14 protein-coding genes and 1 pseudogene are annotated in these 26,531 nt (G+C 49.6%); 3 read left to right on the top strand and 12 right to left on the bottom strand.

The genetic code is table 11. From position 1 onward, the window contains the following. Positions 1–118: 118 nt before the first annotated feature. From Pla110_RS15840 to Pla110_RS15805, 8 genes and pseudogenes are all read right to left on the bottom strand, one after another. A pseudogene (locus Pla110_RS15840) lies at positions 119–775 on the bottom strand (magnesium chelatase domain-containing protein); the annotation flags it as partial. A gap of 89 nt (positions 776–864) precedes the next feature. After that, complete coding sequence (locus Pla110_RS15835) at positions 865–8,904, bottom strand: Yip1 family protein (RefSeq protein ID WP_144996966.1); 8,040 nt, start codon at positions 8,902–8,904, stop codon at positions 865–867. Between the two features lie 72 nt (positions 8,905–8,976). Further along, positions 8,977–12,336 (bottom strand): hypothetical protein, encoded by a 3,360-nt coding sequence (locus tag Pla110_RS15830; RefSeq protein ID WP_144996964.1) that lies wholly within the window; start codon positions 12,334–12,336, stop codon positions 8,977–8,979. Between the two features lie 392 nt (positions 12,337–12,728). Next, entirely contained in the window at positions 12,729–13,622 is an 894-nt protein-coding gene (locus Pla110_RS15825; RefSeq protein WP_144996962.1) for a ParA family protein, read from the bottom strand. Between the two features lie 264 nt (positions 13,623–13,886). Then, positions 13,887–14,744 carry an alpha/beta hydrolase gene (locus tag Pla110_RS15820; protein WP_144996960.1) on the bottom strand — a complete coding sequence of 286 codons (858 nt, stop codon included), beginning with the start codon at positions 14,742–14,744 and terminating at the stop codon, positions 13,887–13,889. A gap of 4 nt (positions 14,745–14,748) precedes the next feature. Beyond that, positions 14,749–15,510 (bottom strand): peptidoglycan recognition protein family protein, encoded by a 762-nt coding sequence (locus tag Pla110_RS15815; protein ID WP_231742516.1) that lies wholly within the window; start codon positions 15,508–15,510, stop codon positions 14,749–14,751. Between the two features lie 765 nt (positions 15,511–16,275). Next, positions 16,276–17,202, bottom strand: a complete 927-nt coding sequence (locus Pla110_RS15810; protein ID WP_144999735.1) for a DUF1559 domain-containing protein — start codon at positions 17,200–17,202, stop codon at positions 16,276–16,278. 402 nt (positions 17,203–17,604) lie between these two features. Next, positions 17,605–18,057 carry a hypothetical protein gene (locus Pla110_RS15805; protein WP_144996958.1) on the bottom strand — a complete coding sequence of 151 codons (453 nt, stop codon included), beginning with the start codon at positions 18,055–18,057 and terminating at the stop codon, positions 17,605–17,607. A 360-nt stretch (positions 18,058–18,417) separates the two neighbouring features. Between Pla110_RS15805 and Pla110_RS15800 the strand changes: the two genes are divergently transcribed. The 3 genes from Pla110_RS15800 (at position 18,418) to Pla110_RS15790 (ending at position 21,833) form a co-directional block, all read left to right on the top strand. Further along, positions 18,418–19,161, top strand: a complete 744-nt coding sequence (locus Pla110_RS15800) for a class I SAM-dependent methyltransferase (RefSeq protein WP_144996956.1) — start codon at positions 18,418–18,420, stop codon at positions 19,159–19,161. A gap of 300 nt (positions 19,162–19,461) precedes the next feature. Beyond that, a complete protein-coding gene (locus Pla110_RS15795; RefSeq protein WP_144996954.1) occupies positions 19,462–21,237 on the top strand; it encodes a hypothetical protein in 1,776 nt (591 codons plus the stop codon). Between the two features lie 248 nt (positions 21,238–21,485). Next, positions 21,486–21,833, top strand: coding sequence for a PilZ domain-containing protein (locus tag Pla110_RS15790; RefSeq protein ID WP_144996952.1), 348 nt, complete (start codon positions 21,486–21,488; stop codon positions 21,831–21,833). 10 nt (positions 21,834–21,843) lie between these two features. Here the strand turns inward: Pla110_RS15790 and nusB are convergent, their stop codons facing one another. From nusB to coaE, 4 genes are all read right to left on the bottom strand, one after another. Further along, positions 21,844–22,281 carry a transcription antitermination factor NusB gene (gene nusB, locus Pla110_RS15785; protein WP_144996950.1) on the bottom strand — a complete coding sequence of 146 codons (438 nt, stop codon included), beginning with the start codon at positions 22,279–22,281 and terminating at the stop codon, positions 21,844–21,846. Between the two features lie 370 nt (positions 22,282–22,651). Next, positions 22,652–23,119 (bottom strand): 6,7-dimethyl-8-ribityllumazine synthase, encoded by a 468-nt coding sequence (ribH, locus tag Pla110_RS15780; protein WP_144996948.1) that lies wholly within the window; start codon positions 23,117–23,119, stop codon positions 22,652–22,654. 321 nt (positions 23,120–23,440) lie between these two features. Continuing rightward, a complete protein-coding gene (gene rho / locus Pla110_RS15775; RefSeq protein WP_144999734.1) occupies positions 23,441–24,781 on the bottom strand; it encodes a transcription termination factor Rho in 1,341 nt (446 codons plus the stop codon). A 747-nt stretch (positions 24,782–25,528) separates the two neighbouring features. Beyond that, a complete protein-coding gene (gene coaE, locus Pla110_RS15770) occupies positions 25,529–26,152 on the bottom strand; it encodes a dephospho-CoA kinase (RefSeq protein ID WP_144996946.1) in 624 nt (207 codons plus the stop codon). Positions 26,153–26,531 lie beyond the last annotated feature (379 nt).

Genomic DNA, 26,531 nt, shown 5'->3' with positions numbered 1-26,531 from the left:
CTTTTCCTTCTGGTTAGGGGGGCTGAAATTCCATCCTGTTATTTTACTGACAACTGAAGGGTTTACCATGCAACCAGCCAAAAAAATCATCTTCCCATGACAGGATAAAAGGAAATCACAGGAGTAAATGATGGCATCCGGCAGCAGCGACCGTTAAGGCTCGTTTGGCCATCTCTTGGCCTTTGACGTCGGCGTAGTCGAGTTGATAACCATTCTGTTCCACGGCGGTTTGCCAGTTGAACTCCATGGGGGCGATATCGATTTGCCCGCTGTAAAAACCTACGGCCTCCGAGAGAGACCCCACTGGAATGACATCGAGACCTTCCACGACAGCCGCTTCTTTCGCGCTGGCGGCGGGAACGAGTAGACCTTTCTTTCCCTGTTCGCGGGCGGACAGGGCGATTGAGAGTGCCCCCTTGATTGGGCGAAGGCTGCCGTCGAGAGCAAGTTCGCCTACGGAGGCATATTCGTTTAACCGTTCCAGTTGCAACTGGCTACTGGCGGCGAGGAGTCCCAGAGCGATCGGCAAATCGAAAGAGGGAGCTTCCTTGGGAAGGTCGGCCGGAGAGAGGTTGATTACGATGCGATCGACGGGGCGGGTGTAACCGCTGTTCACGAGAGCCCGCTCCACGCGGTGAGTGCTTTCTCGAACAGCCGCTTCGGCCAATCCAACAAGGATTGTTTTCGGAAGAGCCCCGGGGGAGATATCGACTTCGACCTCAACCGGCAGGGCATCGATTCCAAACAGAGAATATGTGTGAAATTTAGCCAGCATGAATTTCTCCCCCGAAATAAAGTGAATGAACAGTGTGTTCCAGTGATCACTAAATTCTGCGGGAAACGTGTACAAAAATCAAGTCATAGCTAGTTTACAGTCTGCTGAAAGCGGAGAAATGATTTTCGAGCGAGATGGATGAGCAGTCCCAGGAAAAGCAGAATAAGCCCCAGCAGCATTAGCTCAGAAGTGCCTAACAGAAGACAAACGACTCCGATTAGGTAGAGGAGCAACAATCCGCCAGTGGTGAATTCTCTGCGTGATACGAAATACCGGTAACAGATTGCTCCTGCCAACAAAGCCACCACCGCAAGTAAGATGGCGAGCAATGTCGTCCAGATTCGTTCAGACCGGGTGGTGAGAATTAGTTTGGGCCGACCACCGGTCTTCATGAAATCGAGACGCTGTCCGTGGCGGGGAATACTGACTGGTAGAGAGAGCGTTGCCGTCTGTTTTTTAGAATAGAATCTCGAAGGTGGTTTGATTCCTAGGGTAACATCTAACAATTCCGAGCTGGGAGCACTCTCAGACGTGAACTGGCCAGGCTGCGATAACCCCGCGATCGTTCCAGAAGAAGGCCATGAATCCAAAGATGGAAGGTCGAGTATGTTTTCGACACCGTTCCTATTCCGATCAGAAGACGGAGCGGCATAGGATGGAAAAGGAGATTGACCATAAAGCGTTCCATCTGCCTCGTTGGTTACAGCGCCTTTGTCGTTTGATTTAGACAGATTATCTTTGATAGTAAAGTCGGAAATCTCTTTAGAAGAGTCCGCTTTGGACTTTTTGCCTAAGCTGTTGCTTCTCGCCAGTTGCTGTGCGGAGGAAAGACTGCGGCCTGACTGCGTGCCGCGTGCGCTCGATGATTTCGATATTTCTTGTTCCTTTTTTTGCTCCTCCTGCCGTTGTCCGTTTTGTGAGTCTTGGTTTATCGTCGGATCGATATGAACTATAAAGATATCCGATTCTTTCTCAATTCCCATTCCTGATTCATTCACTCCGTCGAGCTCTACGCCACTTATTCCATTGTCAAGAATCAGGTTGTCGTTCATTTCATAAAGGTAATTCCTTTGTGAGACGTCCCGGTTGATTATATATCCTTTCCCAACCCCTTCTGTCTGGCTCGCCTCTTCCTGACTCAATTCGGTTTGCAATTCCTGTTGGACGTTTTCAAGATCAGAGTCTAACTTCTGTCGAAGCATTTCCTCGTCGCTACTTAATTTACCACTTAGTTTGTAACCAAGGTTCAGTTCCTGCTTCGCATTTTGGATGCGTGACTGAAGTTCATGCAGATCCTTCCCTAAACGATCGTCGGAAAGGGAACTGCGTGGAGCCGAAGAACCAAATTGCTTGATCGATTTCAAGTACAGGCGGGCTTCTTCCAGTACGGCGAGTTGATAGGCGCGGTTCGAGTCGATGCTTTCGGAGAGATTGGTCTTGTCGACTCCTGTCTCGTAGTTGATGTCGTAGTTTTCAGGAGCGAAGACAGACCATTGAGTATGCAGAACGGGGATTCCCCATTCTTCTGACTGTGAAAGCCCGACAACCAGCGGTACGGGAATGTCGATCTTTCGAGAGAAGAACTGGAATTCGTGTAAGAATCCCTGGGTAATCTGATTCGATTCAAAAGTGACCTGGATCGGGTAGGAGAGCCCGAATTCAGACTGTTTAGGAAGCGGGATCAACTTAACTGACGCCCCGTTGATTTTGCCTTCGACGGCTCGAGTGGGTGTTCCCCCAACGAGAATCGACAGTAACCTCACGGATTCGGGAACTTCAATCGCCAGATGCTGTCGGGCATTGTTTCGCATCGTGTAGGTCACCTGTCCGCGGACAGAACCATCGCGAGCCAGAGTGGTGACGATATCTGCCAGCAAGACTTGCGCGGGAGCACTCTGGAACTGTTTTGACCAGTTGATCTCCCAGACTGGCTGCTCTGTCGATGGATTCAATCGCTGAATTGCCACGGCCTGATCCAGAAATCGACCGTCGATGATAATGGGGAGTTGTTCCTTCTGGATGGGCGTGGTCTCGCCGGAAGTCTGTTTTACATGAGCCTGAGATTGATTGACGACAATCGAATCATTCTGCGACAGCTCGAAGGGAACATGCTGAACTTCGCCCAGTTGTTTATGGGCTGTTTCGAATTCCACGATAGGAATGGGGAAGGTCCCTTCTGCTGGCAGCTCCAATGTGGCCAATGCGGTGAGAAAGTATTCGGTTTGATGCAATCTCTGGGTCTCAATGACCCAGCGGACACGCCCTTCTTCAGCTTCTTCCTCGACAGCTTGGCGGATTCCAGTACCATTCAGTTCCAGTTTACCCTGAAGCCATTCAGGAACGGTGAACGCAAACTGATCGGCCCCACCGTGCGTGATGGACCATTTCAAGGCGAGGGTATACGCCAGAGAGGTGTCGGATACGTTCGTCACCGTTACAGCGTTAGCGGTCATCTGGGCCTGTGTTCGCTTGATTTCAAATTGAATCGGTTTTGTGATTCCGCGAGGAGAATGAAATGCGAAACGAGGGGGTTCCTTTCTCTGCTGCTTCACTGAAGAGTGAAGTTGATTGACCGCTTCCGTTTTCCAATCTCCCTGTTCTTTCAATCGAGGAGAGTAGTACTCGGAAAACCAGACGCCGACTTCGCTCTGTTGGCGATCCATAGCGACTGCACTCGGAACAGAAAGCGAAATCTCCTGCGAGCTAATATCCTTGAGGATCTTGCCGGAGAAGGCGACTTCAAATCCTCCCTGTTGAGGTTCAGTGAACTCAAGGATCAACTGGGGTAGCACTCCCTCTTCCCGTTCGATGTACCAGTCGTCGAGTTGATTCGCGAGAACTTCCATTGGCAGGTAATTCTCAGGCAGTTCAAACTCCAGATGCAGCAAAGGTTCTCCTGATATTTTAATGTGAAACTTACTAGAGTACTGGATGGTCTGACGTTCGATGAAGACGGAGTGCATTGCGTCGACTTCAGTCGTTGTTTCCTTCTGCCAAACGGACAGGCTCAGAACGTAAGGCACAGAATGGTACCGGAAAGCCAATTTCTGGCCGGTGCTGTTCTGGTGATGGTGAGGAAGATCAGTCGGGTTGATCTGATTCAGGTTTTCCAGTTGGTTCGTTTTTAATGAAAGATGTTGCGGTGCATGAACAGCAATCGTCCCGGTGGACCGGTTTAAATTTTGGATCCCGAGCCGGTTGAGAGTCAACGTTCCTTCCACATCACCAGGAGTGACGGGCTGATACAGTTCGACATTCAGGTCGGTCGAATTGTTCACGCTTCGACGGAAGAGGACCTCAAGTTGCTGTGCTCCCTCTTGATCCTGAATTGACCAACCACCGACATCGGTTCCGGTGATCTCACGAACCTTCACCCCTTCCGGTAGAGCGAAGGTTACCTGATTCAACGTGCCGCGACGGACACGCAGGTTCGTTCGATGAGATATATTTGCTCCGGACTCAGTGAGATGAATATCAACGACCGACTCGGCGTGAACGATAGACGAGGTGTCCTCCCGGTTCGCTTTTGGTTGCCATTTGAATTCAAGATCGCCGCCCGTGCTGATGGGTTGTTCGACAAGTACCGCCGCGTCCTGTTGCTGTTCGCGGAACGGCAGAAATATTCCACCAACGGAAACCTGTAAATCTTTTTGCGGTAATGTTACTGACATTAGCCCCGACGCGACGGGAAGCAGGTTCACCTTAAACTGTCCTGACTGTTCCTGTTGTTTAACCGGGATCTGCAGATTGACTTCGACGATCTGCATACCTGGCTCGTGCAGGTGCAGCCAGTATTCCTGTTCTTCCTTGTTGAGTCGCGATTCCAGCTCGGCCGGTTCTCCGTTGAGGGTTGCCGAATTGAGTGTCATGTTTTTGAAAGGAAGTTGGACTTCGGCAGATTCATCACTAAACGCAAAGACGACAATCCGGCCTGTCAAACTGAAGGTCTTGTTGTCGGCGACCTGAGAGAGATCCGCTGTGTAACCTGCCGAAGCGACGATCGGTTCAGGAAGTTTTGCTTTCTGTCCCGGAACGGACTGATAAGCCTCTTCCCATAACCGGCGATGTTGATCCGGACGAAGAATCACGGTATTCGTCTGTTTGTAATCTTTGTCATACAAAAACAGAAACGAATTGGGACGAGTCAGTAGATTAACAGGCGGTGTGGGTTTAATCGTCTCGCTGGACTGCGGTTGGACCTCTTTCTGTCGTTGAATATTTGCCCGTTGCTGAGCGTTTCTCTGTTGCTGAGTATCGGGCGCGATGACCTGCTGTTGAGCGGATTGATTCGGGCCGGACTGCTCCTGAGCCATTACATTACTGCTACAGACCAGAGCGATTAACATCCCAGTTGCGACTGACTTTTTCCAATCTGGTCTGCAGCAATGGACCAAGCACCAAGTGGTGCACATTGAAGCGAGTTTTAAGCATAAGGCGGCGACTGCGCCTAACATAGTACCTACCAGCCAGGGAAACCAGATGACTGGAACGAGCCACAATAGTGCCAGTGGAACGAAGAACGCCAGAAGAACAAACTTCGCGAATGTGGCCAATGTGACTCGGTGAAATGCCCAGAACAAAAGGAGGACGGCGGCGAACAGGCAGAACGTCACCGCCTGGTCATGTTGCTGATCGCGGAAGACCAGGCTGAGTCCTGCCTGGCCGCTTCCATAGTATTCGAACTGTGTTTGATTCATACCCTGGGTTGAAGGTAGCGACATACTGACCGAGAGACGTGATTTCTGTTTGGATTCTTTTGCGACGGGTTGATTCGTTTGTGTCACTCCAAAGGGATCATCTTTTGATCTGCCCTGTATGGCAAGCTCTATATCTGAATCTATAAGTACGTCTTCTGCTTCATAAATCTCAGAATCATGTCTAACTGACGCATCTTCTATTTCGTCAAGATCGAGATCCATTTCCCCTAGTCTTTTGAGAGCACGTTGGCGTTTGTTTTCGTCCTCTCCCTTAGCCAAATTTTTCAGGTGCATAATTTCTTTGTTTCGATTGTTGGGTGAATTCCAATCGATGCTTTCGGATCCTTGTGTAAAATCATCCAAATTCCTGGAATAACGAACACCCGAGTCGCAGCCGTCAAAGGTTGTCATCAGGATAACCATGAAGCCTAACACGGCTAACAGGCTTCCCAACAAAAGTGTTCCGCGCCAGTTTGTGATGAACATGCGAGTGACGATAAGCAAAACATTGACCGCCACCATGAATCCAAGCAACATCAGTCCACGCCACCAGAAGTCTGATTTGATCTGTTGCAGTCCGTTATTCAACCAATGGCCTCGCCAGTCCTCTAACGATATTTCGGGATGAAAGCTACCATCGCTTTCGACTAATGATTTCTCACTGGGATAATTCAAAGTCCAGAGCTGAGAAACCATGATCATCTCCTGGATTTCTCCTGCTCCGTCCAGCACATACATCATCGGGGGAGTTTCCTCAACGCGGGAAGTAGAGGCTAATTCAGCCAGCGGACGGGAGTAAAGGAGTCGTAAAGACTGTGATTCCCCCGGTGCCTTGTCGAGTGGTAATGAAATATGAAAACCTTGTTCCGATTTACGAACGGGAACGGGCTCGCCGTTGAGTAGAGCAGACCAGAGTTCGATATTTTGATGTGCGAATTGCAAGAGCAGACTTTGTGAATTGGCGGCGCGAAACTTATAGTTCAATTCATGTTGAAACTCACCGGTGTTGGTTAACAGGCTTGTGATGTTGGCTTCATCACAGAACGCGACGGCGAGGCCACTTCGGTCGAATCGTTCTTCCGAGATCGACCAGCGGTAGCCCTTACGTACGTAACTGTATGCGTGAACCAGCCGCGAAGTGAATTGCAAATTCACCAGGGCGATGTTTGTCAGTGATTGTTCAGGTAGAGGTTGATTCACTGAGTTGATTGCAGTGGTAGCGATGCGCTGTTCGGGTTCGGCTTCAACCAGCAATGTTCCATATTGACGGTCCACATGGTCGAAACGAATTTCAGGCAGATTAAAGGTCGTCTCGTCTACCTTGCGGGGACGACGTGTTTCAAATGTGAGTAAATGTTCGCCCTGCAGCGGTTGGCTGAAACCAAGTCGCCAGGTGTGGCTTTGCTCTCCAGGGGTTTCCTGTGCGGCTGCTTGATCTTCGCCCAGCAATTCGGCTGTGACCCGGATGTTTGAACCTGCCAGCGAGAACTGCAGGTTATTGTCTTCCAACTCCGTGACAGAAATGATGAGGCTGTAAATCGGAGCGTGTGAGACGTCGAGAAGGACTTCGTGATTAGCGATGAGTTCTTTCTTCTCCAACCGAGCCAGACTGGTGGTCTGCGCGACAACGAGTGCTGGTTTAGATTCAACACTGATTTCTCCATCGTATTCCCCTTCATGAAAACGGTAGCTTAACCGTTCATTAGGCAATCCGAAGATGATTGGTTCGAGGGCTGAGGAATTGAGGTGCTGTACGTTGAACCTCTCTTCTGCCTGAATGACCAGAGTCCCTTCGACCAGATCGGCTTCGGCTAGCTCGATCTGTGGTAAGGTGATCACCGATTCATCCTGCAGAATCCAGTCGACCAGATTCGCTTTGATTTGCAGACTAGATGTTCCTCCCGGAAGCAAGACCGTATTCAGTGGTACCTGAATTCGCTGTTCACCCGGTTCAGACATGAGAGTTTTCCAAACCAGAGCTTGATCGCCCGATTGGATCGATTCGATTTCCCAGTTTGCTGGTAAAGTGAATTCGAAATTGAATAGTTCTGTACCCGTTGCTTCCAAAGTAATTTGACTTTGAAAACTGACTCCCTGCTCTTCGATGGCGAGCACAGAAGCAAGTGCGGCATGGTAACTCGATTTCGTTGTCTCGTTCATGAAACGGAGTTCAAAATCGGGGCGCCAGACGTCGAAGTCAAGTGCGCGATCGAATCGGCTCGGGCGAGACTCCGCTTGACCAACGCCGATTTTTCGTCGAACTCCTTCCATTGTTTCAACACGGACTTTCCACGGGGCAGTGTAGCCGAGGGTGATTTCTCCCCATTGAGAATCAGCAGAGTTGACGACGAGATTTGGAAATAACCAACGACCTTCGGTGTCGGCGGTCGTGACCCCTTGAATGGTCACTTCCCGTTTTCCGGTGATGCCCTGTCGATAGCTTAATTTGATTTGGGTTCGTTTGGGATTAAGCGGATCTTCCTGAAGATCCCACGAATCCAGACCGGTAGAGGTGACGGACATCACTTCAAGGTGGCTCGGCACGGAGCAAGTCACGACATCTAACGGCTGACCGTAGACTTCCAGTTGTGTTGTGCCTGTCCAGGAAATTTCGGCAGCTCTGGCGTAGACGGTGAAGACAGAACTGGCGAGAAAGAGACGGTCCTGTTCAGCATCTTCATTTTTCTCGGTTACGCGTAATGTCCAGTCGGACTGATTCCCGATGGGAAACAGGTATTGCTGCTGGCCTTCTTCTGTCGTGGTCGAAGAAAGCATTTGCGTATTCGCAAGGAGCCTTTTTCCCGCGGGTAGGATGATTTTCATTTGGCCCGAAGCCACAGGTGGCAATGAAAAGATCATCACCTGGTCGCTGCCACCGGGACGAATGGGAACGGCGTATTCGATTTTAAGGGAGTGTGCACCTTCTTCTTTCAAGAACAGAACAGGCCCTGTTTCGCTTTTTCCGAGCAGCGCCGGTTCGTCGTTAATCGTTGCCGAAACGACTGCCATATTCTTAACTGGCAGAGTTAAAGTTTGCCAGCGATTACTCTTGCTGCGCACCTCGTAGGTGCCAGTGATCTTAAGCAGTTTCTCCTGTAGAGAAGCCTCATAGGTCGCCCGGGTTAGAATCGGTGCCTGGTTGGTCTCCCTCTGGGCCTTTGCCTTCGTCCAGAGTTCCCGGAATTCGTTCAATTTCAGAAAGACGGATTTGGCTTCCAGATCGAGTTGTTCCAAAGCCGAATGAGGAATCCGAATCATTAATGGTTTTTCGTCTGCCGAGGGGACCTCTCCCGCTACTGCGTGGGAGAGCCCGGTCAAGAACTGGACGGCGGGAAGAACCATTACCATCGTCAACCAAAGCAAGCGTCGTTTAAAGCCGATTGTCTCGGAAGTTGCTAATGATTGGTATTGCGTATGGAGATGCGTATTCATGATGAACTCGATACCTGAATAAACCTGCTGAATGTCAAATAAGGACAAAAGTGCCGAAGCGACAAGCCGTGCTTAACTTCCCTGAGGTTTGTCAGGATCGGTTCTGTCAGGCTGTTCTTCAACAGGCGGGGAGACCTCTGCCGTTTCTCCGCTGGCAGAGGACGTGGCGACGACCGGGTCGAGGGGCACGATCTGTTCTGTCGTCGATGTTTGATAGAATTGCCATGTCTTGAATAGCCATAGCATCGCAAGGAACAGCAGCCCAAAGCGACCAGCGAACAGAGTAAACATCACCCAGTCGCCGTAGTTCAACAGGCAGAGCGCCATCAACAGCACCGCACATAACAGGATCGTGATACGGTTATTCCATGAAGTTCGCAGCAGTACGAAACCAATGATGGCAACGGTGATGCTGATGATCCATGAGTAAAACGAATTCTGCCACCAGGTCAGTTCAATCCGATTTACCTGTTCCAGTGAGTTGTAGTAAAAACCATTGCCCGTCTGGGGTAACTCAATTTCCTGATTTTCAGGCAGTCCCATCCAAGTGGACATCTTCTGGGAAAAAGGTGTCCGTACATTGAAGAATGTGAATGTGAATGGAATCGAACGACTGCGGGTAAAACGATCGGGTTCACCTAGTAGCGAATACTCACGCGGAACCCAGATTCCGACCCGGGTCTGCTGGACGAGTGCCCCTGATCCCTGATCGTCGAACATGGGTAAGGGGAGCAGCAATTTTCCACCAGCCGTCGAGAAGGGAACTTCTGTCATCTCCCAGATGAATTGAATTGAAACGTAAAAGTCAGCGTCCGAGGCAGTCATGCGGCTGACATTCAAGTAATAAGAATCGTGCCCTTCTTTGGCCTCGGCGTCGCTTTTTTCGAGAGTGGCATCATCTCCATTGACCAGGACGCGGACAGGACGCGCGCCCTGCGGAAGTTCGATAGCGAACCGTTGTCTTTCGCTGCTGCGGACACGGTAGTTACAGAGGTAAGTCGCCGTGGCGTCGGTAGCAAGTACGATTTCAATCCCCGCTTTGTTGATGACCGTTTGCAATACTTCCTGAATTTCGTATTTGCGAATTTCCAAGTCGAGTGACACCGGTTCCGCGAAAAATTGATAAGCAAGAGTGGCGTCCGGATACTGTTTGAGATTTACTTCGCGTACGTCAATGTTTTCAACATTTCCTCCGCTGGCCTCGCCTTTGACGGAGAGGTGACGTGCCGATTTGACCTGAACTTCGCCACGGATGCTGCCGGGAAGAGGGTTGTCTTTTTCGAGATCTTCTGGAACAGTGACCTGAGTTAACCGGACCGGTTCGTAAACATATTTCCGTAAACCACCTTCTGCTGTGGGGCCTTCACCGGGGAGGGGTTGGTCATAACTGAGATTGAGTTTGAAGTTACCCAGCACCGGCTGTTGAGCGGTGATCAACCAGGTTTGCCATCCATCAACAGGCTCACCGTGGGGCACTGCCTGTTGAAAGTGCTGGCTGCTTTCTGTGGCGGGCGTGATGCGAACTTTCTCGCTCACAGATTCCGGCACCGCGACAAGGAATGACTCTACTCCTGCATGTTGTATGGAATAGTTGATTTCGCTTTGCACGCGAATCAACTCATCCTGAACATCAATAAGTGAGGATGTCGTTGCCGTGACCAGAGCGGGTTTGGGTTTGACGAAGAAGTAAACTTCCACAGGTCGCTCTTTGTATCGCCATGAGTGGGAAAGTGGCAGATTGGGAGTCTGTGGAATCATTTTGTTTTCGATGAAGGTATTCGGAAGTAATCCAAACAGATCATTTTCGAGTACTTGAATGTCGATCGAAGGTGACGAATACAGAGAGACCGTGCCTTCTTCTTTCTCGACGTTCAGTGCTTCAATAAGAGAGAGGAAGTAGTCGACATCGGGAGCGACTTCTTCGAAAAACTGGGTCGTACCGATATCAAGGACAACCTGCCCTTTCGTCTTCTGGCTGAAGAAGACATGCAAAACACGTGCGTCCTCATCAAACCGATGTTCGGTGACACCATTTCCATTGACGTATTGAACGTTCAATCCTTCGGGCACGTTGAATTCAATTTCAAACAGCCCTTCGCGTTCGATTTGGAATTGAGCATAGACTCTTGTCTCAACACTTTCTTCCTGAATTTTACTCTGGTGCGTCAAGGTCGCCAGAACACGAGGTTGGATCTGTTTAACAGAGACTACCAAAGTGGCATCAGGTCGGAAAAAGCGAAATCCAAGATCATTCTCGCTTACATTCTGGCGGAAACGGCTCACGCCGTCCTGTTTCGTGACTGTCAAATCCAGGCTGCCAGCCGCTTTGACAATGACTTCACCTCGTTCACGAACGGCTCCGATTGCTTGAATACTGAATGACTCGCCATCTGGTGAGGCACCCAGTAATTGCAAGTTCCCTTCATCAAGAGGACGCTCTGTCTGGAGTACGAGAGTCAATTTCGATTCTAGCGGACTAAGAAAGGAGACGTCGATGACCTGTCTATTTTCTTCTTTCCGAATCGACCAGTCTTTTAAGTTCGTGCCGGGAGCTTCGATGTCGAGCAATTGATGGGAGAGCGGGATCGCAATCTGTAATTGGTCCATCTCGCCGCGCAGAATTTCATACATCAGTTCTGCTTTGGTGAGTACAACCTCTCCTTCAATGGTGATTTCCTGTTTCTGATCGACACTGGTCAGAAGATTCATTTCCGGACGCGATCCTGCTTCCGGGTGCCAGCTAACGGTGATTTGGTTCGTCGGTTTTAAATGGCTGCGGAATCGAGTCTCGCCCGCTTGTGATGTCGTTCCTACCGGCACGGCGTTTGGTTGGACGTCGATCTTCTGTCGTTCCTCATTGATCGTCAGATCGAATTGAGTCACGCTGCTGGAAGGGATGTTGAGAACAAAGCTTTTGCCTTCAGTACCCTTCTGGACTTGCACCATCATTTCCAGTTTCACCGTGTAATTTCCAGCGGCAGGGAAGACGAGTTCTGTCGTTCCTGCCATTGGTGATTGCAAATAAATATCTCCCTGCTCCGAACTGACTTCGCCGAGGGCAGCATTGCCAGTGGAGAGAGGGAAGGTCACCTCCTTCTCACCCCACACTTGGAATTGCAATGTGGCACTCACCCGGGCTGTGTCTTCTTCGATGCGAGTAGCGTATTCCGCCTTTTGCAACAGGGCGGTCGTTTTCGTGCTCTGCTGTTCAAGGGCTTTGAGTTTGAGATACTCAAGGTAAGGGACAATGACTTGCGACTGGTCCTGCAGTGCCTGCTTTAGATTCTTGAAGGGAATAAAGATGACATCTTCCCACTCCTCTTCATTGTTTTCGTTCAGTTTTTCCGCCGAGACGGGATTAGAAGTGGTTTCCTCTTCGTCCTGCCCGAACAGGGGGCCGGAAAGCAGAAACCCAATTAGACCTAAGGCCAAAATTGACCCAGTGACTGAACGCAGAGTGTTAGTTCGCGGTTGCATGGTGGTTACCGACATGTGCAGAGTATGTGGAATATATCTCCGCCACGGGCAAAAGTGGCGGCTATGTAAGCTACGCGATTTTCGCAGAATGGCAACTCTGAGCCAACTGCAAGATTCGTGGAACAATTTCTTTGACGCTGTTTTTCCACAAATCTCTTCCACTAAAACCGAATTTCTCGAAAAACAACCAAGTTCGTTTTCGTGAGGAAGCAAAGACTGCTCTCATTTAGTGTGATTGTGCCGGGTGATTCCCCATTTCCAGCGACTTGAAAAAGTGGATAATCGGCGCATAAAAAAAGAGGTTCCTGAGGAACCTCTTGAAAGTAGATCAATTTTTAGAGCCATAGTTACGCAGCGAAGCGTTGTTCACCGGGGGGCTGTTGTGGCTGCGGAGTTGCCTGAGGCATTTGAAAAGTCGTGCTGATGTCTGAATCGACACCGGCGTTTGCTTTTTCCATAGCGAGCACTTCTGTCGCCAAAGCGCCGTAGTCCAGAGCACCTGCAGATTTGGGCTGGTATTCAAAGATAGACTGTCCAAAGCTCGGGGCTTCTGCCAGTTTGATATTTCGGCGAATACGGCTATTGAAGACCTGAGCATTGGCCCAGGGCGTATCAGGAGGACTTTGACGCAAGAAGGAAATGAGATCGTCAGTCACATCAGCTGCTAGTCGAGTGCCTGTTTCATACAGGCAGAGCATGATTCCACTGACCTTCAAATTACGATTCAATCGGCGGGTGATGAGTGCCGTTGTCTCCAACAATTTGGAGAGTCCCTGCAGCGCGAAGAAATGCGGTTGCAAGGGAATGAAAACTTCATCAGCGGCAGTCAGAGCGTTGACGGTTAATACACCGAGCGAAGGCGGGCAGTCCATAACGATGTAATCAACAGGTTGCTCCTGCATCATCTTTTCCATCGCCTGGCGCAATACGATTTCGCGGTTCTGGGCATCGACCAGTTCTACTTCAGTAGCGGCAAGATCGAGCGAGGCGGGGATAATCCACAGGTTTTCCGAAACCAGATGACGAACATCTTTCAGGCTACGTGTGCCACTGAAAACGTCGTACACAGAGGGTTCGTCCGAGTGAGGTTCGACGCCCAGATGTAGTGAGCTATGGCCCTGCGGGTCAAGGTCGACGAGGCAGACCTTTCGTCCCTGCTGTGCGAGCGCGGCAGCGAGGTTCACACTGGAGGTCGTTTTGCCCACGCCCCCTTTCTGGTTCATCACAGCGATCCGACGCATAATACATCCTTGTATTTGTATGCTTGAGTATTTCGATAAGGCGTTGGGCCAGCCTGTCTTGCTTCGATATCATTATCAGGTTGATTCAAAGCAGGCTTGCCCGGTTCGAGCAGAAGTCGTGGTCCTTGCTCTTTCGGACTGTTAAATCCGCCCGCGAGTCGTCGACGAGATAGCTCTCTTTTGGTGAGCGAGCAGTGTAGCGACGATCGCCAATTATGGAAAGACGATTTTCCGCCTGCTTCTCCGCCGATGCGGAGGAGAAAATCAATAAATCATGTTGTCGGCGTAAAGGCCGTGCATCAACCATTCATTGACGTATTTCAGCATTTCGGGAGTCAATTCGTGCTGGCCGTCAAACAGTTTTGTGGTCAAATCCACACCTGCTTGTTTGAATGTACGGGTCCAGCAGACTGAGTCAGCGATGGAAGAGACTGGGTCTTTGATTCCCTGTGCAACCAGAACCCGTTTTTCTTCGAGAATCGGCATCTGTTCAGGAATGATCATCGAATCCGGGAAGGGAGTACCAAAGGCGGCTGCACCACCAAACCAATCGGGACGCTGCAGGAATAGTCGAAGTGCCATCGCACCGGCGTCTTCGAAACCGGCGAGATAAATGCGTTCGGTGTGCACATGGTACAAGCTGCCCAGCTGGCAGACGACCTGATGGATTTCCGAAAGAAATTTTTCGACAGCAGCTTCGGATGTCGGCCAACTTGCCAGAGAGCGACTGCTGACAGGCGAATCGTTAGCGACGCGAAAAGAGACGGACAGGTAGTTCTGTGGGCTCAGCGTGTTCATGACCGAGCTTAACGTGGGGCGTCCATCAGCGGCCGAATGCAACCAGACAATCAGCGGGTAAGCGTATCGGGGTTCGTATTTTTCGGGAACGAAGGATTCCGAAGGAGTTCCAATTCGGTCGCCCGAGAGTTGGTCTTCTTCATACCAGAGAGACTCTGTCACTTCTTCCGCGCCCGGTTGGAATAAATGTTCCAACATCCATTCTTCGGTAAGAAATGATTCGTCGTATTCGCCGTACTCAGAATCGCTGAAGTCAGCACCGTTGTATTTTGGCGAAAAATCATCGCTCTCTTCGAAGAAGTCTTCGGGGATTCGCGAACTCATGGTGTCAATTTCCTTCGAGGGAGAAGAGATCAGACTTTGACTCGTCCGGGTCTCTCCAGCTGAATGTCCAGGGTTGCTCTGAAAAACCTATTTCTGCAATGGGAAAGTGCTTCCCGGGACAGGCTGTGGTCTTGATGTCATAGTGCCCGATAACGTTATCAGAATCAATTCCATATTCCTGTTTGAGAGTAAAAACCAATCTTTTGACGGCGGTCAGTTGGGCTGGGGAAGGTGGCTTGTTTTCGAAGTTACCGACGAGAACAATTCCGATCCCCTGTTGATTTTCCGCTGCCCGCCCCGCATGTGCGCCATGCATCTGCTGACGCCAACGAAAGGTTGGTTCAATGTCTCCATCTTCCATCCCCTGCCCATTGCCGATTACAAAGTGATAACCGATGCCGAGCCAGGGATTTCCATTTCCGTCTCGCCTTTTCAGGTGAGTCTCATGGATACTCTCCACACTTCCCCGATCCGTGGCTGTGTGATGAACTACAATCCATTTCCAATCCCGTTCTTCCTCGTTAGGTTTCCAGGGATTGCCTGTTTGTGATATTTCCCGTGCCGCTGGAGTCTGACCGGCTGACCCGGGCCCAGATTCCAGAGGCATGAATGCCGGTTGTGGCTGAATGCTGGCCGGATGCGGCAAGGCCATCGTCCCCAGTCCTGCTGCACCCCAAGGGGGGATCCCACCAGGAACGGAAGAACCTGCTGGCAGAAAGGGTTGAGTACATCCCGCCAGCAAAACGCTTGCTACTACGACAAACATCCCGATTCCGATTCGACCGAACAAGAGAAGACACCGCAAGGTGTTTCTTGTGCGTTCCAATCGTTTCGTCGAAACCGACGCCGATTTTTGTCCATCATCCGTGATCAATGCCGTCCTCCTGACAGCCCGCCTGAGTTCTCTTTCACAGAAGGGATTGAGTTCGCCGAATCATAAGAAACGGTTTAGTTCAATGGTCTGCTGAAACTGATTTTGAAGACCTTCCTGTGTTTCATCCTAAGTGGACAGATTTCGTCAACGACGAGACTGGCTCACTTGCGAGGGACTTTACACCTGCATCCAGACTCTGTCAACGGGGAGATTCCGTCCCCTCGTATACCAGCATACTCTGACCTAAATACCTTGGAAACAGCATGTTAAAAACATTCGATCATGCCGGTCATTCCACCGTTTTTGTGGCAGTACAAGTTCTCTTAGTTCTCTATCTTTCGTTGTTGCTACGTTGCGCAGGAGGTTAGGGCAAAAAACGGCCTAATTGGGTTTTCGCATTAAGTTCCCCAGTGAATCAGGACGCAGTCCAGTTTGAAATTGAAACTTAATGTGACAGATACTGGTGTTTCGGGGTACGTATCACAGTGCCGAATGAACCAAAAGCGCACCAATGTCACATGAGATGGCTCACGTGGATCTGATTTCTTCCATCCATAAGAAAACCCGCTGGTTTGAGCCAGCGGGTTGCCTGTTTGCATTAATTAGTGATTGTAAGACTCTGTCTGCATCGAGGAGCTTTTCCCTCCTCTGATACGATTAATTATCAGGAGCGAGATAAGGTTCGTGACCGTGGACCGTGGAAAGCGCCTGAAAGATCGTTTCGTTAATGTTCTCTCCGACGAATCCAACATGGCCGTCGCCATACAGGAACATCACTCCGGTGGCATCCCAACTGCTGAAATCCTCGAAGTGAGCATCGGGGTGGTTCGGTGTATGGTCAGCAACACCCAGAAAACGAGCCATGTGCTCCTCACCACCTGAAATATTCCCCACCCATGTCGAAAACCATTCGAGTTCTTCGTCCGTTTTACGTTCTCCCACCATATAGGTGTGGGTCAGGCCATCGTGAAAGTCGACCGGGCGAGTTTCGCTGTTGTGATAAAACACACCGTTCCCCACACATTGTTCACCTGGGGGTAATCCATGGCAGTCTTCCAATTCGGTTGTTCCAAAGACACCAATATAGTTGGCTGTAGCCAAAAGCATCGGCAGGTTGGGGTTAGGGTCACCTGGATCTTCATTTTCTATCGTCCATAACTTAGGACCGACATCGAGTGGGTTGCGGAAAGCGCCCAAGTATTGTTGACGCGCCAGATCGTTAATTGGATCTTCAACGTTGACGCTGAAATCGAAATTATCGTAGACGTTGAACTGTTCCATCATGGGAAGAATCGTTAATGCCCAACCAACACCATTGCTCCCTTCGATATCCGGTTCGCCACTGGAATCATAGCCTTGCCAGCCCGATGGAAACTGTCGATTGAGGTCGAGGTAATTGTGCAGAGCAATCCCGATTTGTTTGAGATTGTTTCTGTTCTGGGTGCGACGGGCTGCTGTTCTTGCCTGTTGTACAGCAGGAAGCAGCAAGCCAAGGAGCACGGAAATGATTGCCATCACGACCAGTAATTCCACCAAGGTGAAACCGGCGCGAGGGTATCGCTTTTTAGAGAGAGTGAAAGACATGAGGAAACTCCTGTATGATGAATGATCTGAATGAATCTATGATGAATGATCTGAATGAATCGAAATAATTGAGGTAGCTCTATCCGCAGTGGAGTCACTGAAAACAGATAGTTTTAGAACTCAATGCGCAGCCGGAGGCATATGAAATAGCTGCAAACAAAAAGAGACTGCGCAACCTCGGAGAATATCTGGTGAATGGCACAAAAACGCTTTTGTGGTGATTTCATTAAGAAACATCAGTCACAAATCGTAGCGCCCGACAGAGACCATTGCCGCTGTTGTCCGTCTTCATTTCGTGTGACGAAATAGCAGACGTCTTGTAATAGACAAGAAATGACAACAACCTTAGTCTCTCGCGAAATAACATCGCGCAGGGATTCCCGTAACGATACATGGTCGTATTCAGCAGACAGGAGGTGCCCGGGAAGGAGGCTGATAGGGAGAGAACGCGGCGTGATAGCATTGCCCGTTTTGGCTCGCCAGCGTGATAAGCTCACTGGCGGATTCGACTTCAGCAACAGTCGCTTCGATACATTTCAAGGACAGGAATTCACAGACAGGACAATCTTCATGGCCGTCGTGATTGTGTTGATGAGAGTGCGGTGCTTCAGCAGTCGCAGCGGTTGTTTCATCATGATGATCGCCGTGGGAGTGATCATGCACATGATCATCATGCCCGTGGTGACGATGTTTGCCGTGCGAATGATTTGATCCCGACAACTGAGTTTTTGATACGTGATCTCCCTCGACAGACTCATGCGTATGGCGATGGAACGGATCATGTGCAACTATGGAAATAACCATAGCCGACACATAAACAGTCAGCATCGTCCATTTGGTGAGTTGAGTAGACATTACGTGCTCAGAAAGGTCTTCGAAGAGAGGCGTATGGAAAGTTCCATTCAGGATCTCTTACGTCAAGGAAGTAAGTATCGTTTGCAGAGAGTTGCAGTCTTTGTGTAAAAAGAGAGATGGAATGTCTATTTTGCCTGAATGTCGTCCGAAATAAAATGAAAAAATCGGTTTTTCATCTAAATTTAGTGGCCATTCGGCTCCTCACCGGTGAAGAGATGAGGTTCATTCTTTCCCAGAAGTGTACAAACAGGGACTAGGCATGCATGTTTAAAATTAGGCATACTTAGTTTATCAGGAAGAAGAACTCCTCCGGTCTCTAATGCCGGGGAAGGATGTTCGAATAATGGTGACGGGTAGGCGATGGCAGAAATTAACAACTCAGACGCGAACGGTTCAGACGCGAATAGTGGCGTACCTGGTCCTTTCCCTGTTCAAGGGGGCTGGAGCCGGGATCATATTGAAGCGGGCGATCGTCATTTCGAACTCACACGTCCCGCGGAACCCGACCTGCTGTTGGACGATCCCGATGTCCTTCGCGAAAACGAAACGGAAGTTTACGTTCCCTATTGGGCGTTACTCTGGCCAGCTTCGATTCGCATGACCGAGATTTTTCGGCAGGGAGACTGGGAAACAGGCGCCCTTTGCCTGGAAATGGGATGTGGGATCGGATTGGTTGGTCTGGCGGCCTTGGCTGAAGGGCTGCATGTCACGTTTTCAGACTACCGAAAGGAAGCGGTTCAGTTGGCTTGCTGGAATGCAGAACAGGCAGGGTACCAGCGAGACCAGTCGTTCACGGGAATAACGATTAACTGGAATGATCCTCCGACGGACATCCAGTATGAACATATCTTCGGGTGCGAAATCGTTTACGAAACCGATTTTCACGAACCGATTCTGCTCGCTCTCGATCGGCTGCTCGCTCCTACTGGTCGCTGCTGGTTTGCCGATTCTGGCCGTATCAATTCAGAAAAGTTCTTTGAACTGGCTCAGGCGAACGGTTGGAGGGTCGACCGACTCGATCAACAGCTTCAGCCGCATCCGGCACCGCAAATCGGTCGATTTCAAATCTTCTGCCTCGCTCGTGAAGCTGCCTCTGTTTCCTGATACTCAAAGTCAGCCCTGTTTCACTAGCTTACGTGATCGTTGTGTCAGGTCTCTCAGGTAATCTCCCCCTTCAAAATCAGTACAACCGGCCAAACCGCGTAACGATACTGGTCTGCATCGTCGAAAAAAATGATATCGATTGAACTATCGTTATTCATTCTGTTTTTTGATGCGTCTTGATTCGGGGGTGATGTGGTGCCTTATCCAGCCCGCTCTATTAAATCTGTTCTGATGATCGCTGTGGCGTTCTCCGTCTTCACTGTGACCTGCCTGCCAGGTTGCGCCCGAGGACCTCGGGAAATGTTTTCTTCCCTTCTGAAGAAAAACGACAAGTCGGTGGCCATCGAAGATGAAACTGACGTCCAGCTTGCCGAGAAAAAGTCGATCGGGAGCCGAATCAAAGGGTGGTTCGATAAAGATGAAGACGAACTTCAGTCTGCGGATGATCCATTGTTTGCAGAATACGAATTCTCCGATGTCGATCCAGACACGGTCGGTGCGACTCAAGAATCGAATGGAGCTGTCTCTCTCACTTCAGCAGATGAGGAAGAGGGAAACAACATTCGGAAGGCTTCTTCCATACTGGATCGTGACCTCGATCAATTCATGCGAAGTGACAAGCTGAAGATTGATGAAGGACAATATTCGAATCTGGATGGCGAAAAAATCGGGTTACCGGAAACAAGCACCATTGAAAAACAAATGGCCAGCCTGAAACAAGATAGCGTCCAGAATTTCGATTCTTCGTTCGACGAAGCGATGGCTCGGATCGGTGCAGAAGTTGAAAAAGAGCAGAAAGAGAGCGAGGAAGAACTCAACTCGATGCGGGCAGACTTTGAAAAAATTGCTGCTATGCAAAACGAAGAGAAAGCGGTGATCAAAGAAAAGGTCGCTTCCAATTCTGGTTCCAGTAAGAAAGAATCCGACTCGCTGCAATTTGGTTCATTCGATTCCAGCAATCCTTTTGAAACCAAAGCAAATCAAAACATTGAGACTGCCTCGTTCGGGCAGGAAGAAGATTCCTTCCGGTCGAAATTTGAGTCTTTCAAAGAAAGTGAAGCGTTCGAGTCGGTTGCTTCAGACGACTGGGTTCAGGAGCAAATAAAAGAAGAGACGTCCGATGACGGTTTTGATACTGCTTCCTCTGAAGCGTGGTTACCTGAAGAGGACGTGAAGAACACATTTGAGGTGGAATCGGCAGATGCCGGGGTGAAGTCTTCAAAGGCAGGCCAGAATAAAGAATGGATCGACAGTCAACCGGTTGCTCCTAACCCGGCTTACCAGCAGGAGAGCGGGCGAATGATCTTCGATTCTAAGTCGGTCCCCTCTCGCTTTATGTCTCCTGAAGAGAAAGAGAACTGGTTTCGGCAAACTAAGCTGGAACGAGCGGGAAAAAAAAATACCCTCCCTGGAAGTGAAGGGTTGGATGACAATGGGAGTGACCCGGTAATTCAAACGGTTGCTGGCTTCGAACTGGAAGCCAAGACATCCGCATTTGAGTCACCCGCTTTCGAGTCGCCGGCACTCGAGTTACCACCCTCGACATCGTTCAATCCAGAGTCAACATTCGAATTTGTTCCTCGGACTGAACTGACCGTTCAAACGGGACAGGCTCCACAAACGGCACCCGTTAAGCTGGGACTTCCGGAATGGGGAAATGAGGAACGGGATTCTGAAAAAGGAATCGAAGAATTCGTAACTGATGCAGTGGCAACTGACGACGTTTCGATTCCCGCTTTTGCTGTGGCGACTGTCGTCGGTCCAAGTATTCAAAAACCGATTTTTGAAATGCAATCGCCTGAGTTCGCAATGACCAACGGCTTCGAGTCTGGTCCCGAAATGGAAGCGAACGGAAAAGTCGCTTCCAGCGGAGATTTACCAAATATCGAATGGGGTGACGAAGCAGAGTCGGAATCGATCGTAGTGAATATTCCGGAAATGCCAGAAGCGACAGTGTCAACGACTCAGTTACCCGGTCGCTGGCTGGGAATTGTCCTGTCACTGGGAACGATCTGCTACCTCATCATTCGTCGCCGTACACCGGCTGCTGCTGGCAATCCATCGACGGCAGAATAGCTCTGAGCGTTCAATCGTAGAACATTCTGGCCTTTTCGGGATTGAGCTCAAACTTGATACGAAGCATGAAGACCGGATCGCGATTCTCTGGGGAAAATTGAGCGAGTGTCCAATTTTCGCAGCCTCTCTCTGATCTGCAACCTATGTTTGGATGAACCCATTTGGGTCGAACTCAGCGTGAAACCACGTCTTGAGGTCGCCTGAATCCTTCCCAAGATCATCCAACTGCAGAATGACAGAGACTGGTTATGTCAAGCGATCCCTGGAGCCGGCCTTCCCTTGAAGATCTCAAATCGATTCTCGACAGCTTCGAGAAAAAGAAATACATCGATCTTCGCGATGCGGAACGGCTGAGCTTGTCCGTACCCGCCGAAATTGTCACCTTTCGCGGAAATACTGTCGACGCCATGACTCGGGAAGTCAGCCGGAATGGTTTGGGGCTCGTCCACAGGGGATCGATTCATCCAGGCGAAGTGACCGTCAAAATGGCCACCGACGACCGCAGCTATGAATACCGTGTCCTGTTGGAATGGTGTATTCCCGTTGAACGCGGCATGTTCATGAGCGGTGGACGATTTCTGCGCGACGAAGAATAAGTCGAACCTCTTACTCTGCCGAATCGGCCTGTCCAGGACTGGCTTCTCTATTTTGAGCCGGAACAAGTTTGTCGAGAATCCCGTTGACGAATTGTCCCGACAGCTTATTGCCAAACAGCCGTGCCAATTCCACTGCCTCATCGATCACGATGCGATAATGTGTGTCGGTATAGATCAGCTCGAATGCGCCTAAGCGTAATACATTTCGATCTGTTGGGGCCATTCGCGCGAGCGACCAGTTCTGCGCGATTTGCACGATCTTCTCGTCCAACTCGGCGCGATGTTCCATGACGCCAGAGTACAGGATCCATGCAAACTGCTCGAGTTCTCTGTTCGAGAGCTGTTTAGCAATTTCTGCATGAATCGAGGCCGGCCCGGCATCGGGATTAAGGTCTTTCAAATACAGCATTTGAATAGCGACTTCGCGCGCTTTGCTGCGTTTTTTCATGGTGTACTCTGTCGGTGGAATCCCGTTGATAACGTATAAAATCGAATCCCGACTAGGACGTCTTGGCTCGGGAAACCCGGTTCACTCGTCTTTTGCGGGAGCGGCCGTCGTAGGCCGAACTTACTGAGAATGACCCACAGTGAGCAACGAGAGGCGATTTCAACCCCGGGCAGCTTAGTAAAATAGATATACCTAAGTGGAATACGGCATCAAGGTACGGCCAAATTGCGTGGAGAGAATTATAGAAGGGTCGATTTGGAGAATCTATGCAAATACGGTCATGGATTCAAAAACAGATCGAGAGCCGTCCACCGAATGCCAAATTTGATCGGTGAAAGCGATTCCTGTTTTAGAAACATCTAGGGACTGATCACTTGATCTGATCGAGTACGTTAGCCATTTCAATCATGGCGAGAGCAGCTTCCTGCCCTTTATTCCCCGCTTTTCCACCCGCACGGTCGATGGCTTGATCCATGTTACTGCAGGTCAGTACTCCAAACGTGACCGGTTTATTGTGCTTGAGTCCAATTTGCATTAACGAAGCGGCTGCGGGCTGATTGATATACTCATGGTGAGAGGTCTCTCCCTGAATGACGGCACCCAGACAGCAAACACCAGCGTATTTTTCCTGAGACGCTAACGCCTGGGCGGCGAGAGGAATCTCAAAAGAACCGGGAACATGCACCACGGTGATATTCTCTTCGCTCAAACCGTGCCGTTTGAAGGTGTCAATGGCACCGGCAAGAAGTCGGCTAGTGATCAAATCATTCCAGCGCGCGACGACAATGGCGATCTGCCGGTCGTGAATGAGAAGATTGCCTTCGATTACCTCAGTCATGTCTGTTTGGCTTGTTCTAAAATGAAGTAGAGCGCAATTAAAATCGCTGCTGTGGAGAGAAAAGGAAACGAAAAATAGTGCTCCCCAACCTACTCCCTTAGATCAGGACTGTCCAGCAGCAAGGAAGCCACCAGATTGGAACGGTTCAACGTTCTTCCGCATAATCGTTATGGATAGACCACTCGATAACGATTTCCAAAACAACCTGGACCGGTTTTTCTGTTCCAAGCTTCTTATCGATTTGGAACACGACCAGCGTGGCAAGCTACCTGAGGGTGCCAACGCTTGGCCGCGATCTGTTGATTTTAGTTTAACCGAAAACTAGGTCAGGTTCATCGAGAGGAGAAACTCTTCGTTCGTTTTGGTCTTCTGGATCCGGTTTAATAGAAGTTCCATTGCATCGACTGGGTTCATATCGTTTAGGACTCGACGGAGAATCCAGACGCGACGAAGTTCTTCCTCGTCCATCAGTAGTTCTTCACGACGTGTTCCTGATTTATTGACATCAATGGCCGGCCAGATTCGCTTCTCAACCATACGGCGATCAAGGTGCAGTTCCGTGTTACCGGTCCCTTTAAATTCTTCGAAGATAACCTCGTCCATACGGCTTCCCGTATCGACGAGTGCCGTGGCGACGATGGTCAGGCTGCCTCCTTCTTCAACGTTACGAGCGGCTCCGAAGAATCGCTTGGGGTGTTGTAGTGCATTTGCGTCTACACCCCCGGAAAGAATTTTGCCGGAGTGAGGGACTTCCGTGTTCCAGGCTCGAGCGAGTCGAGTGATGGAATCGAGGAAGATGATCACATCTTGACCGTACTCAACCATCCGTTTTGCTTTTTCGATAACCATTTCCGAAACCTGAATATGGCGACTCGGTGGTTCGTCGAATGTACTACTGATGACCTCACAGTTGTGGCCTTTAACCTGACGTTCCATCTCGGTTACTTCTTCCGGACGTTCGTCGATCAACAGCATAATCACGTAAGCATCGGGTTGGTTTTGGATGACCGACTTCGCCAGTTGCTGCAGCAGGATCGTCTTACCGGCACGGGGTGGAGATACAATCAATCCACGTTGTCCCATTCCGATTGGTGCGACAAGATCGACGATACGCGTACTATATGAATCTGGTTGATCGGAAAGACGTAAGCGGCTCTCTGGATGCAGCGGGGTCAGATCATCGAAGAATACTTTGTCGGTGAGGAGATTCGGATCCTGTCCGTTAATCGCTTCAACTCGAAGGAGGGCAAAGTAGCGTTCATTTTCTTTGGGAGGTCGAATCTGGCCGGCTACCGTCGCTCCGTTTCGCAAACCGAAGCGGCGAATCTGGCTGGGACTGACGTAAATGTCATCCGGGCAGGGAAGATAGTAGTAGTCGGGGCTGCGTAGAAAGCCGAAACCGTCCGGAAGAATTTCCAATGTTCCCTCTCCGAACATCAGACCATTCATTTTTGTTCGTTCTTTGAGGATCTTGAAAATGAGATCTTGTTTTTTCAGCCCCGTGTATTCGCTGATACTCTCCTGTCGCGCCAGACTCAACAGTTCTTTCATCGTCATACTTTGCAGGTCGGCGATGTGAACATTACTCCGTTTGACTTCCTCGTAGCGGGCGTCAGAAGGAAATGAGATCGGTTCCTCTTTCGCTTGTGATTCCGCATCCATTTTGCGTTGTTCCTTAGCATGATCCCGAGAGGCATTCGCAGACGCTTTTGATTTGGAGCTCGCTTTGAAAACTCCAGAATCGGAAGCGGTATTTTTCGTTTGGGACGGCATGACAGAATTGTCCTGAGTAAAGTAAAGGTGGGCTGTTCGGCAGAGAGGTGAAGAAATGGTTTTGACGGAGAGTAGGAACATCGTTTGCAACTCTTATTCCACTGGTCACCAATCGAAAACAATCAGTTAACCGCGGGAAGGTAAGTTGTTACTGAGGTTCAATCTATAAACTTTTCCTGATGCGAAGTGGACAATTTCAGAGGAAGAAATAACGCTACTCTAATGTCATTTTTACAACATTGCCGAACTGAATGCTTCATTTCAGGCAACGTCGCTGGTATGGAAGACGCGGAGGAGGGAGGAATGCGTCTTCGAGTTCAAATTATGATCCGGTGAGACTCAGATTAAACTTTAAATGCGAGCGGGATACTCTCTAACGGAGAGTCAATTGTGCTCGAACGGAATGATTAGTGATGAGTCGTTACGGAAGTTGCGATTTGTAATGTCCAGGATGAACCGTCCAGACTTATAGACGAACACTTTTCGGATTAAGTTCGTTACAGAATGGAAAATCTTGATCACTAATCGATATTGAATCCGATCCCTGGGAAAAAGATGTGGGGGAAATCGGCGCCGTGACCGGGTTGGTTCCCGATTGGAACCGGACCAGGTTGGCATTCAAACTAACAATTGCAATCAGAGGTTTACTTGGAAATGCTGTTTCAGGTAGGTCTCTAACTGATCTACGGCAGAGGACAGATCATCATTGTTCTCGATCGTGTATTCAGCTCGAGTTTTTTTATCAACAAGACTGAGTTGGTTAAATTCCCGTTTACGGAATTCCTCCTCAGACCAGTTACGATTTTGAGTGACCCGCTGCAACCGAATTTCTTCGGAAACATCGACAAAGAAGACTAAATCACAGACTTGATCCCATCCCGCTTCCAAAAGGAGTGCGGCATCCAGAATAATCAAGTCGTATGAACCAGATCTTATTGACTGTTGAATTAGGTGATCGACTCTCGATCGAATGTGAGGATGTACGATATCCTCAAGTCGTTTAAGGTTCGTTCGATGTTCAGGAGTTTCTCCAAACACCAGAGCTGCTATCCGAGGACGGACTGCCTGCCCTTCTCCATTTATGATTTCAGAGCCGAAGCTCTCTTGTAACTGTTGAATAACTGTTGGTTCGTGCAAGACCTCATGCCCGACTTCGTCGGCATTGATGACTTGAACCGCATATCTTTTCGCCAGTTCCTGTGAGATTGCACTCTTACCGGAACCAATTCCGCCGATGAGCGAAATCACAGGAATGTCCATAACTCGAGATATCAGTAAATAAAATCAGTGGTGAGGGGAGTTGGTGGAGACCGTCAATCCGTTGGTATTCAGATGAATCTTAAGCTGTTTTAAATCTTAAGGTGTATGGTGCAATTGAAATGCTGACTCGTGATTTCCCTCCGAAAATCGAACTTTGATTTTCGCGATACGGAAAGTTTGGTCGTCTTTACAATTTGCTGAAAGATGGGATTTGTAGGTTGGAAGGCAACGTTAATAGATAGTTTACCATGCTAACAGTCAAGTCAATGAGAAAAAGAGGAATCCGGTCAAAAATATCGGGAACTGATCGCCATTTTTACATTGGCGAGAGTACACATAAGCCCCTGTTGATAAGCGACTTAGGAAATCGGGCTACTGC

It is taken from the genome of Polystyrenella longa, from assembly GCF_007750395.1.
In the GTDB taxonomy this organism is placed as follows: domain Bacteria; phylum Planctomycetota; class Planctomycetia; order Planctomycetales; family Planctomycetaceae; genus Polystyrenella; species Polystyrenella longa.
This window is presented reverse-complemented; position numbering and strand designations above follow the sequence as displayed.

Bases quoted from the DNA above. Each gene is read 5' to 3' on its own strand.
- Pla110_RS15835 (WP_144996966.1), bottom strand. From the start codon at position 8,904: ATGAATACGCATCTCCATACGCAATACCAATCATTAGCAACTTCCGAG.
- Pla110_RS15825 (WP_144996962.1), bottom strand. From the start codon at position 13,622: ATGCGTCGGATCGCTGTGATGAACCAGAAAGGGGGCGTGGGCAAAACG.
- Pla110_RS15820 (WP_144996960.1), bottom strand. From the start codon at position 14,744: ATGAGTTCGCGAATCCCCGAAGACTTCTTCGAAGAGAGCGATGATTTT.
- Pla110_RS15815 (WP_231742516.1), bottom strand. From the start codon at position 15,510: ATGTTTGTCGTAGTAGCAAGCGTTTTGCTGGCGGGATGTACTCAACCC.
- Pla110_RS15810 (WP_144999735.1), bottom strand. From the start codon at position 17,202: ATGTCTTTCACTCTCTCTAAAAAGCGATACCCTCGCGCCGGTTTCACC.
- Pla110_RS15805 (WP_144996958.1), bottom strand. From the start codon at position 18,057: ATGTCTACTCAACTCACCAAATGGACGATGCTGACTGTTTATGTGTCG.
- Pla110_RS15800 (WP_144996956.1), top strand. From the start codon at position 18,418: ATGGCAGAAATTAACAACTCAGACGCGAACGGTTCAGACGCGAATAGT.
- Pla110_RS15795 (WP_144996954.1), top strand. From the start codon at position 19,462: ATGTTTTCTTCCCTTCTGAAGAAAAACGACAAGTCGGTGGCCATCGAA.
- Pla110_RS15790 (WP_144996952.1), top strand. From the start codon at position 21,486: ATGTCAAGCGATCCCTGGAGCCGGCCTTCCCTTGAAGATCTCAAATCG.
- nusB (WP_144996950.1), bottom strand. From the start codon at position 22,281: ATGAAAAAACGCAGCAAAGCGCGCGAAGTCGCTATTCAAATGCTGTAT.
- ribH (WP_144996948.1), bottom strand. From the start codon at position 23,119: ATGACTGAGGTAATCGAAGGCAATCTTCTCATTCACGACCGGCAGATC.
- rho (WP_144999734.1), bottom strand. From the start codon at position 24,781: ATGGATGCGGAATCACAAGCGAAAGAGGAACCGATCTCATTTCCTTCT.
- coaE (WP_144996946.1), bottom strand. From the start codon at position 26,152: ATGGACATTCCTGTGATTTCGCTCATCGGCGGAATTGGTTCCGGTAAG.